The sequence below is a fragment of the Wolbachia endosymbiont of Drosophila bocki genome, assembly GCF_028982005.1.
GTDB classification, from domain to species: domain Bacteria; phylum Pseudomonadota; class Alphaproteobacteria; order Rickettsiales; family Anaplasmataceae; genus Wolbachia; species Wolbachia pipientis.
Genome location: NZ_JAPQLG010000019.1, coordinates 1 through 10,633, shown reverse-complemented (window position 1 = coordinate 10,633; position 10,633 = coordinate 1). Strand labels below are relative to the sequence as shown.

Annotated in this window: 9 protein-coding genes and 1 tRNA gene; 8 read left to right on the top strand and 2 right to left on the bottom strand. The window is 34.2% G+C overall.

Annotation, left to right across the window (positions count from 1 at the left end; genetic code table 11):
- Positions 1-391: 391 nt before the first annotated feature.
- The 7 genes from OZD61_RS00365 (at position 392) to dapA (ending at position 6,899) form a co-directional block, all read left to right on the top strand.
- Complete coding sequence (locus OZD61_RS00365) at positions 392-2,137, top strand: type I secretion system permease/ATPase (protein ID WP_274979427.1); 1,746 nt, start codon at positions 392-394, stop codon at positions 2,135-2,137.
- Between the two features lie 361 nt (positions 2,138-2,498).
- A complete protein-coding gene (locus tag OZD61_RS00360) occupies positions 2,499-3,938 on the top strand; it encodes a hypothetical protein (protein ID WP_274979426.1) in 1,440 nt (479 codons plus the stop codon).
- 4 nt (positions 3,939-3,942) lie between these two features.
- A complete protein-coding gene (locus tag OZD61_RS00355; protein ID WP_274979425.1) occupies positions 3,943-4,551 on the top strand; it encodes a hypothetical protein in 609 nt (202 codons plus the stop codon).
- Between the two features lie 4 nt (positions 4,552-4,555).
- Positions 4,556-5,371, top strand: a complete 816-nt coding sequence (locus tag OZD61_RS00350; protein WP_264705397.1) for a hypothetical protein — start codon at positions 4,556-4,558, stop codon at positions 5,369-5,371.
- Positions 5,372-5,384: 13 nt separating this feature from the next.
- Positions 5,385-5,458 (top strand) — tRNA-Arg (locus tag OZD61_RS00345).
- A 67-nt stretch (positions 5,459-5,525) separates the two neighbouring features.
- Positions 5,526-6,008, top strand: a complete 483-nt coding sequence (gene ssb / locus OZD61_RS00340) for a single-stranded DNA-binding protein (protein WP_274979424.1) — start codon at positions 5,526-5,528, stop codon at positions 6,006-6,008.
- Between the two features lie 9 nt (positions 6,009-6,017).
- On the top strand, positions 6,018-6,899 hold the full coding sequence (gene dapA / locus OZD61_RS00335) for a 4-hydroxy-tetrahydrodipicolinate synthase (RefSeq protein ID WP_274979423.1): 882 nt from the start codon (positions 6,018-6,020) through the stop codon (positions 6,897-6,899).
- Positions 6,900-6,937: 38 nt separating this feature from the next.
- On the opposite strand, the gene ligA is transcribed toward dapA, so the two are convergent.
- A complete protein-coding gene (gene ligA, locus OZD61_RS00330; protein ID WP_274979422.1) occupies positions 6,938-8,935 on the bottom strand; it encodes an NAD-dependent DNA ligase LigA in 1,998 nt (665 codons plus the stop codon).
- Positions 8,880-9,086 (bottom strand): hypothetical protein, encoded by a 207-nt coding sequence (locus tag OZD61_RS00325; RefSeq protein WP_274979421.1) that lies wholly within the window; start codon positions 9,084-9,086, stop codon positions 8,880-8,882. The genes ligA and OZD61_RS00325 overlap by 56 nt, the downstream gene beginning before the upstream one ends.
- Before the next feature lie 63 nt (positions 9,087-9,149).
- On the opposite strand from OZD61_RS00325, the gene gltX reads away from it, so the two are divergent.
- Entirely contained in the window at positions 9,150-10,472 is a 1,323-nt protein-coding gene (gene gltX / locus OZD61_RS00320) for a glutamate--tRNA ligase (RefSeq protein WP_274979420.1), read from the top strand.
- Positions 10,473-10,633 lie beyond the last annotated feature (161 nt).

The window sequence follows — 10,633 nt, the reverse complement described above, 5'->3', positions numbered from 1 at the left end:
AAATAACAAATTACTATTCTTAAATTTGATCAGATTGATTGCAAAAAAACAAGATTTTCAATAAGTTGCTCATAATCCTAATTATAGTTAGCCTTTCATAAGTAGCGATGCAACAAAGCCATCCCAGTGTCAGCTACTTTCATGACACCATTTGCTGTGCAGTTTATCTTCAAAAATGAATGTTCGTACAGCTATAGAATGAATCGCGGTATGACGTAGCTTCGCTATAGGCAACGAAGGAAATATCAACTATACTTCTTTTTACCATTGTTTATATTTCCTATTCACATATATTAATATTTTACTCACTTAAAGTAAGCTAACTACCGTTATTAATATTTTTGTAATAAAAATTGTATATGGTGCATGTAATCAAATTAAGGGGAAGATTGTGGAAATTACGCCATCAATAAAAAAAGAATTGAAGCAAAGTACTCTATATGTTTGCCTAGAAAAATGCAAAAGTGCATTTTGGTTTATCTTTTGGTTTAGTGCGGGAATCAATTTATTAGTGTTATTCCTACCACTTTATACCTCTCAAGTGCTTGATCGGGTGATATCGAGCGAAAGTGTATCAACACTAACTATGCTGACAATTATCACTTTATCTGCATTTGCATGTTCTGCAATGCTTGAAACTTGTCGATATTTAGCAATGGCAAAAATAGGTGATTGGATCGATAAAACTGCAACACCAGATCTGATAGTAAGGTCAATCAGGCTAACGTCAGTGCAGAGCTCAACTTCAAGTGGTGAAGCAATACGAGATCTCGGAGTGATAAAAAATTTCATTACAGGAAATGGTATATTCTCACTGTTTGATACTCCATGGTCGTTAATTTACCTTGTTGTGATTTTCATGATACATACCTCCACGGGGTTTATAGCTATTACTGGAATTATTATATTAGTCTCTATGGCAATATGGAATGAACTTGCCACTAAACGAATATTACAAGAAACCAACGAAGAAACTATACGGAATATCAATGCTATAGATGTTGCAACAAGAAATGCAGAAGTGGTTGAAGCTATGGGCATGTCAGAATTCATAGTCTCTGATTGGTGTAAACGAAATGATCAGAATCGAGCAATGCAAATTAAAGCACAAAATCGCTCTAATGTAATTACTGGAATCACTAAGTTTTTGCGCTCAACTCTGCAAATATCAGTAATTGGAACAGGTGCATTACTTGCAATCACAGCTCATAAGACTGCCGGTAGCATCATCGCTGCTTCAATTTTAATGGGTAGAGTATTAGCACCATTTGATGCTGCGGTTCATACTTGGAAGTTTTTAAATCAGGCTAGAATGTCATATGGAAGGCTACAAAGACTTATATTAACATCGCCAAAAAGAGAGCAAACGATGGCTCTACCAGAACCTGAAGGAAAATTGGAATTTGATAGAGTATTTTTTACTCCTTATGGAAGCAATAAGCCGACAGTAAAAGGAATATCATTCATTATAGATCCTGGAGATGTAGTTGGTGTTATTGGTGCAAGTGCTTCTGGTAAATCCACTATCGCAAAATTAACTGTTGGTGTATGGAAGCCAATATCTGGTGTAGTCAGACTAGATGGCGCTGATGTATATACTTGGAATCGAGAAAATTTTGGTAATTATGTTGGCTACTTACCTCAGGATATTGAGTTATTTAACACTAGTGTCAAAGCTAATATTGCTCGCATGAGGCCAGATCCAAATCCTGAAGAAATAATCAAAGCAGCAAAAATTGCAGGAATACATGAGCTAATACTAAGCTTACCAAATGGATATGATACAACAATAGGAGGTCCTGGAGGAGTAACGCTCTCTGGCGGCCAAAAACAGCTTCTTGGACTTGCCAGAGCTTTTTATGGTCACACAAAACTTTTAGTACTTGATGAACCAAACGCTAACTTAGATAGCAATGGAGAGGCATGCTTAATTAATGCAATTGGCATTGCAAGAAAACAAAATACTACTACTGTTATCATCACTCACAAGCTACCGTTATTGTCCGTAGTTGATAAGGTGATCCTCATGTCAGATGGTGTCATTTACGCTATGGGACCAAAAGATGAGATTTTGAGCAAATTAGTTGCTCCATCATCAAGTACCACAGAAGATGAGCGCTCTTCAGCAAATGGTTAGTTTACTTACAATAAATTCTGTATCTGAAATAACAACTGTTCCAGAAAAATATATATTTCTTTACCATTAGAAATAATATTACAAGAATAGTAAATAGATTAATAACTCTTATTAATTAAAGTCTATCGGCAGATATAGCTAAAGTGGCTTAGGTTTACCTACAATTTGAAAAACAACAAATTCGTCTTAATGAATTTTCTTAATTTATTATCTAAATAACTTAATATTAGTGGTAATTTTATAAAAAAATTATAATATAAATAATGTTGCTGCGAAAATTTATAACAATATTTCCCTCTAACGTTTAATGAATTTCAATAAATTGCCTTTTTAATTCTAGATAAGTATATGCTTTGTTAATATGTTTAGTTCAAAATCCAAAAGTAAGTTTATGCTTTCTATTGGAGAAGAAGGCATAATGTTACTATATTTTAAAAATAATACTTTAAATAAAAGGTATTTTGTTAAGGGCAAAAACGATAAAGCAGTTTCCGATTTAATTTCATGTCTTTCGTCAGATAAAAAAGCACCTTTATACCTGGTGCTTAATCATGCAGATCAAAATTACTCGCTACAGTTTATTACAAGGGCAAACAAGATTAGTGCCTATCTATCAGCAAAAACAAAGATGGAGCATTTTTCTCGTAATAATGACATAAGTTCAGTTTTTTTGGTTGAGAAGCCAAACAAATTCAATCAAAACTGGTGCTATCTTCTTGTTTCATCAAAAGCAAAGCATTTAGTAGAATATTGGTTGAATGTGTTTATTGAGATAGGCTCCAACTTTAAGGGAATATTAATGTTTCCTATAGAAATAAGTAATATAACAAAAAAGATTCTACATAAAGATCCTAATAATTGGAAAATTATAGTTGCTGCAACTAAAACGGGAGGCTATAGACAAGTGGTTCTTAAAGAGAATAAAATGGTATTTACGCGCTTAACATCATTTACTAATGATAATTTACCAGGAATTATCGCTGGTGGAATATATCAGGAAGTGCAAGATACTATTCGATCCTTAACTAAGTTTGGGCTTGAAAAAAATAACCCTATCGACCTTTGTATCATAGTGTCAGAAGATATCAAAGCTAGTTTATCAGTCATAAATTTTTCAGAGAACAGTGTGAACATATTAACTCCATATGAGTTAGGCAAACTATTAGGAGCAGAACTAGCTATAAGTGAAAAAGATAACTTTTGCGATACCATAATTTTGTTTCATAGCTTTAAGAATAAATTAGCAGCTATTTTTAATACAAAGGAAACTAAAGAATTTTATCTATTCAATTACCTTTATTTAAACTCTCCTCGAATTTTTCTATACTTCGCCCTGGTTTTAGTTATAATAAACACCCTTTGTTTGCTAAATTTGTATTCAAATTTCAATGTCGCTGATAATTTATCAGCAAAGCAGAACACCTTAAATAACCAATTAACAAAACTTAGCCAAAGCTATAATGTAAAAAAAATAGATGAAATTTATGATTTTATTAATATCAATAATATTTTATCAAAAATAGAATACTCTCCTCTTACACAAGTTAAGTATGTAGAAAAGTTAAAAATACCAGGTATAGAGCTTCGATCATTTGAATGGAATTATAATGAGGCAAAAAGTTATATTACCACAACTTTAAAGTTTAATTTTCAATCCGGTAAAAATATTTCTCATCAATACGAGAAACTACGAAAAAATTTAAACGATAATTTTCGTACCTATGACATTAATATTTCTAGCTTACCTGCTGCTAAAGAGCAAAATCTATCTATTGATGTTGAAATAGGAGAGGCAATGTAGATTAATGACTATCTCTCAATTAAAAAGAAAAGCTACAATTCAGTTTATATCGTATTTGTTATTATCTGTTGGATTAATAGGGTTATTAACATATGTTGTTATCTATAACGAAAAGATTTATAATAAAAACCAAATTGCGATTGATAAAATACGTTCTATTAATTTACAGATTACTGGAATTCAAAAAAAGGAAGTTGTTCTAAATAAAAACCTAGATTTATGGAAAAAAATTTCTTCTTCAAATTTACATAGTAGCAGATACATTGCAAATTTAAATTTCGAGCTTAGCAAGTTATATAAAAAGTACTATATATTAGAACCTGAAATATCAATTTCTATACCCGAAGAAGTTGAGCCCCACAACAAAAGTGAACGCACAAAAGTAATAAAAAGTGAAGTGGTCCTAAATTTAAGCTCAATCAGCGATAAGCATATTTTTTTATTTCTACAGTCTATTCCAAATCTGCCCGGTTATGTTATGATCAAATCTCTTATTTTAAATAAGCAGAGAAATATTGATGCTGCAACTATGAATCAGATTTTGAATGGTAATATGATAGAGATAGTGAGAGCTAATATAGTCTTTGATTGGTATACTATATTAAGTAGATAAGGTGATGAACATAAAGCTGTTTTTTATTTTTACGCTACTCATTTCCAATGTTAATGCATATTGCAGTTGTGAAGATATCATAGAAAGCATAGAAATTTGTAAAGAGTATTCTTGCCGACAATATATTGGCAATGAAGATTTTATTGAGCATAAAATATTAGGATTAAATAGTGGAAATTTATGCGTATATATAGAAAAACAAGGTAATGATGAAATGGTTTGTCATCATTCTCAGTATGGAATGATGATAGAAAAAAGATATTTTGAAAGTATTCTTAAAGTTGGCAATCAAGAAATCGACGATTTTATTGATATAGCAAATTTGCGTGCAAAAGAGTGTTTCTTTATCAACAATCAAAAACTAAGCTATACAGATCGGGACGATATAATAAGAGAAGCAGTGGAAAGTGACTTTGACGTTTTGTCACAATATAGTAACGTAAAAAGCATTTTTTTTGATGAAGAGCCAGTTAATAGAATGGTCAATGAAATGGAAAAGTTCAATTTACGATCTTCAAGAGCTGTAAAAGAGGAGGTATCAGATAATTTCAACGGTAAGGTAGTGAGTTTAGACTCAATTTTATATCTTTCTCCCGATACATGGAAAATATGGGTAAATGGAAAACTGTTTATAAATACTCAGGATTTAAAAGTGCACTCAGTCACTGAAAATTATGTAACTTTTGTATGGACCGTAGATCAAAAAGCAATAAAAAAGCATGCGAATGATTCTCAAAATGTATATTTTGGATATGGGAGTATTATGTTTACGCTTTATCCAAAACAAAAATTTGACTTGGATGGCTTATCTATTAAATAACTTAAATATATATGCGCTTGTAGCTCAGTTGGATAGAGCGTTGCCCTCCGGAGGCAAAGGCCGTGGGTTCGAATCCCTCCAAGCGCACTTTTAATTAAATTTGACAATAGTATTTTCACATAAGATAATAAAAGGATTTATTTAGAGCATAATTATGTCTGGTGGTACCATAAACAAAGTCATACTAGTTGGTAATTTAGGAAAAGATCCTGAAATTAGGACTACACAAAATGGAAAAGAAATGGCAAGTTTTTCAATAGCCACGTCTGAAAGTTGGACTGACAAACTTTCCGGTATGCGCTCTGAAAAGACGGAGTGGCATAATATCGTAATTTTTAGTGAAGGATTAGTAAAAATCGTCAAAGACTTTGCACGCAAAGGCAGTAAAGTTTATGTTGAAGGTTCTTTGAGAACTAGAAAATGGACTGACCAAAACGGTGGTGAAAGATACACAACAGAGGTGGTTCTATATAATTTTAATAGCGCTCTTACTCTCTTGGATTCACGAAATAGTGCGCCAAATTCTGATTACAAGCCAAGTGAATACAAACAAGGTGAAACAGAACAACAAGATAAACACGAAAGTTTTGACAACGATAAAAAAGATGAACTGCTCGACGATGAAATACCATTTTAACAATTTAAATTGAAATCTACATTTTTATGGACTGCTTGTGTTACTCCTTTTAATTGCAATGGGGGTAGCATAGATTATAGCAGTTTGCAGCGTTTACTGACAATGCAAGTTAAAGCTGAAAATGGCGTAGTGTTGCTAGGTAGCACAGGTGAGAGCCTATCGCTTACTGATTCTGAAAAGCGTACATTAGTTGAATTCGTATGTAAGCTAAAATTAAATACGAAAATTATAATTGGCGTACCAGGAGTGAATCTATATCAGACTCTTGAATGGCTTGATTTTTGCAAGGGTATGCCTATTCATGGCTATCTAATGACAACTCCCATTTATGCAAAGCCCGGAATTATGGGGCAGACTTTATGGTTTGAAAAGCTGCTTGAGAAAGCACATGTGCCGGTTATGTTTTACAATATTCCATCAAGAGCAGGAGTGAGTCTTCACGCTGAAACTGTACGCAACTTATCCAGCCACGAAAAATTTTGGGCTATCAAAGATTCAAGTGGTACTGTTGATACTTTAGCTCAGTATAAGAAAGTTGCACCAAATATTGAGGTCTTTTGCGGAGATGATGATATGATATCTGATATGGCCGCTTATGGTGCAGCTGGCCTGGTTTCCGTTGCTGCCAATGTTTGGCCACGCATAGCGCATGAATACGTTAAGAAGTGCCTCAATGGCAGGAACCCTCAGGCAGATATCTGGCAACAGGCTTGCGAAGCGTTATTTATTGCCAGCAACCCAATACCCACTAAAGCACTTTTGCATGATATTGGGCTCATAGAACATCAAACTGTCCGCCTACCACTCAGCACAGAAGACTTGCCTTCTGTTGAAAAATTGAGGCAAGTCAATAAAATGATTCTTGGATGGAAAGAATTGGCTACTCTCTAAATAGTCTTGCAACTTTGATTTAATATACAATCCAAGTGTCATTTGAACACTCCCAAACTTATCACTTTATGCCACTGGTCTTCATCTAAAATTTCTACACCTAATTCCACTGCCTTTTTATATTTGGATCCTGGTTTTTCTCCTGCAACTAGGTAGTCAGTTTTAGCAGAAAGATGTGAGCTGACCTTTGCTCCTAGAGTTTTGGCTCTTACTTTTGCCTCTCCTCTACTCAGAGCAAGTAGCTTACCAGTAAACACTATAATTTTATTATTTAAAACAGAGTTACTAGAGTTGGAGCTCACAGGAAGAATTTGAAGACAAGCAGTAAGATCATTTAACATTTTGATGTTATGTTCCTTAGAAAAAAATGATTCCAAAGATTCAGCCACTTTTTTTCCTATGCCGTCTATACCCACTAGCTCAGTATTATCTGATGACAGTTCAATCATCGAATTATACCAATTATCATAAGAAACATAATAATCTGCAAGCAATTCTGCTGCAACTTGGCCAATAAATCTAATACCTAAAGAAAATATAAACCTATCTAGAGTTATTACCCTTCTGCTTTGTATAGCATTTAATAAATGAGCTATTGATTTCTTGCCCCAACCAGACTGTTCTTCCAGATTAAATTCATCCAATCTTTCTTCTAAAGTAAAAATATCGGGAATTTGTTTTATCAGACCAAGGTCGTAAAAAAACTCTATCTGCTTATCACCAAGGCCAACAATGTCAAATGCATCTTTCGATACAAAATGCTTTAGTTTTTCTATTATTTGAGCTTTACAGGCAAATTCCTCAGGACATCTTACTGCAGCCTCTCCCTCAACCTGACGTACTTTACTACCACATTCAGGGCATACTTCAGGAAACACAAATTCAGGTGTATTTGGAAGACGAGAATCTCTGCTTACTTCAACGATCTGGGGAATTACATCCCCTGCCCTTTTGATTGTTACAATATCTCCCTCTCTTATGTCTTTACGTTTTATCTCATCTTGGTTATGCAGACTTGCTCTACTAACTAGCACCCCACCAATATTGACTGGCACTAAATCTGCAACTGGAGTTAAAACCCCTGTTCTGCCCACCTGTATAAATATCTTATTTAACTTTGTTTTTGCATAAACCGCAGAAAACTTGTATGCAAGTGCTGAGCGCGGTGCTTTGTGAGTATTCCCTAGACGATTTTGTAGTACCAAATCATTTACTTTATAGACTATTCCATCAATATCATAATCCAAGTTATAGCGACAGTTATAGACTTCGTTATAGAACTTCAGCATTCCATCCAAACTACTCGTTAAGGACTGATGCTCATTTACGCAAAAACCAAGTGCCTCAAGCCTATTTAGTATTTCACTTTGACTTTTCTCTGCTCCACCAATCAAAGAATAAGCAAAATATCTAAGAGGTCTGCTTGCTGTAATGTTTGCATCCAATTGCTTTAGAGAACCAGCGGCTGCATTTCGAGGATTGGCAAATTCATCGTTTTCATTTAACTTTAAAAAGTCGCTGTTACTGATGTATATTTCACCTCTTACTTCTAGTCTTCCTTGCACACCTTGCAAAAACTTAGGAAAGCCCTTTATTGTTGCAACATTGTGAGTGACATCTTCCCCTACAAAACCATCACCTCGAGTTGCAGCTTTAACAAATCTTCCATCCTCATAAATTGCAGAAAACGACAACCCATCAATTTTTGGTTCACATAATATCTCTATTTTGTCCTCAATTAAAAACCTCTTTATTTTAGACAAAAATTTCTCTACACCTTGTTCATCATAAGCATTCTCAAGGGAAAGCATAGGTTCTTGATGTTCCACCTTAGAAAACCTCTCATCAGGTGGAGCACCAACACTATCTTGCGTTGCATAAGCTTCTGGAAGTTGTGCCTCTATTTCAGCTAACTTTTTCTTCAGTTCATCATATTCAGCATCACTTATTTCTGGCTTATTTTTTTGGTGATACAAAACATTATGATAATTTATTTGATCTTGCAGTTTTTCTCTCATCTTTTTTAAGGTAGTCATGATACCAATATAATGCTACATTAGCCTTTGTCGTCAAGTTGTGAATTTTCTTGAATTTATCATATGGTCTTAATCCATCAAATATCAAAGGTGCCACAATGCTATAGCCATACTTATTCTTCTCTTGCTCAATTGTATTAGCAGATCTCACTTGCTTTAGCCATATGTTTATATAAAATTAAAATAAATTAGAGTAAACAATATTGCTATTTAAATGCTAACAAGATTCGCTCCAAGCCCAACTGGCTACCTCCACGTAGGAAACGTACGAACTGCTTTGGTTTGTTGGATGTACACACGTAATCAAAATGGAAAATTTTTACTCCGTTTTGATGATACTGACCTTCAGCGTTCAGATGTCAAATATATAAATGATATCATAGAAGACCTAAAATGGATTGGCATAGATTGGGATGCAAGTTTCAAGCAATCAGAGCGCTTTGAGCGTTATAACGAGGTGTTTTTGCAGTTAATAAAAGAAGGGCATATTTATGCATGCTATGAAACAAGGGAAGAGTTAGACATTAAACGAAAATTGCAGTTAAAACAAGGACTTCTCCCTGTATATGACAGAAGCGCGTTACTTCTAACTGAGCAAGAGAAAATTAGTTATGAGCAAGAAGGAAGAAGACCACATTTTAGATTTAAGTTGGATAGAAATGAAGTTGTTAAATGGAATGATGAAGTTAAAGGTGAAATAAATATTGCAACCAGTAGCATAAGTGACCCTGTGGTAAAAAGAGAAGATGGAATTTACACATACATGTTACCTTCTGTTATTGATGATGTTGACTTTAATGTAACCCATGTTGTACGCGGGGAAGATCATGTAACTAATACCGCAGTTCAGCTCCAAATGATTAAAGCATTAAAAGCGAAAATCCCTACATTTGCTCACCTTTCTCTGCTACATTTTGATGATAGCAAAATATCCAAGCGAACCGGCGTGCTGGACATTAAATCTATAAAAGAAGATGAAATTGAACCGATGGCACTAGTTAGTTATTTAGTGAAGCTCGGAACATCCAATCCAATTGAAGCTTGCGCCTGTATGCAATCTTTGATTGATTCATTTGACATTAAAAAATTTAGCTCAGCATGTACACAATTTAGCTTGAGTGAAGCATATAAGCTAAATTGCAAAGTGCTGCAACAAATGCCATTTGAAATTATACAAGAACGTTTAAATCAAATTGGAGTGGACTCCTCAGAGTTTTGGTATTTTATAAAGAACAATATAGAAAGGTTTTCTGAGGTGGCCAAGTGGTGGAAAATATGCAAATCCGATATAGAGCCTGTGATTCTTGATAAGGAGCTTATAAAAATTGCGTTCAATGCATTGCCCCAAGGTGATTGTAATGAAAACACGTTGTCAGAATGGGTCAAAACTATTCGACAAACAGTGGATATAAAGGCAAAAAACCTATTTACGCAGTTGCGTTCAGCTTTAACAGGAACAGAAACAGGACCAGAGCTCGCTAAACTATTAATTTTTATCGGCAAAGAAAATATCATTGCAAGGTTAAAAGAAAAGTGAAAACTAAAGAATTATAGCTAATGCAATCCCTACGTCATAGCGCGATTCATTCGCGGTATCCCTTAGCCGCTAACAAGCAGCGGGATGACGGTTGTCGTTTAGCCATAAACATTAAGAAATTTACCAAATGAAAAAAAAGGCAAAAGAAGCCCCGTGGTTAT

What these genes read in the sequence shown, in the direction of transcription:
- OZD61_RS00360 (WP_274979426.1), top strand. Translation starts at nt 2,499, where the DNA reads ATGTTTAGTTCAAAATCCAAAAGTAAGTTTATGCTTTCTATTGGAGAA.
- OZD61_RS00355 (WP_274979425.1), top strand. Translation starts at nt 3,943, where the DNA reads ATGACTATCTCTCAATTAAAAAGAAAAGCTACAATTCAGTTTATATCG.
- OZD61_RS00350 (WP_264705397.1), top strand. Translation starts at nt 4,556, where the DNA reads ATGAACATAAAGCTGTTTTTTATTTTTACGCTACTCATTTCCAATGTT.
- ssb (WP_274979424.1), top strand. Translation starts at nt 5,526, where the DNA reads ATGTCTGGTGGTACCATAAACAAAGTCATACTAGTTGGTAATTTAGGA.
- ligA (WP_274979422.1), bottom strand. Translation starts at nt 8,935, where the DNA reads ATGACTACCTTAAAAAAGATGAGAGAAAAACTGCAAGATCAAATAAAT.
- gltX (WP_274979420.1), top strand. Translation starts at nt 9,150, where the DNA reads ATGCTAACAAGATTCGCTCCAAGCCCAACTGGCTACCTCCACGTAGGA.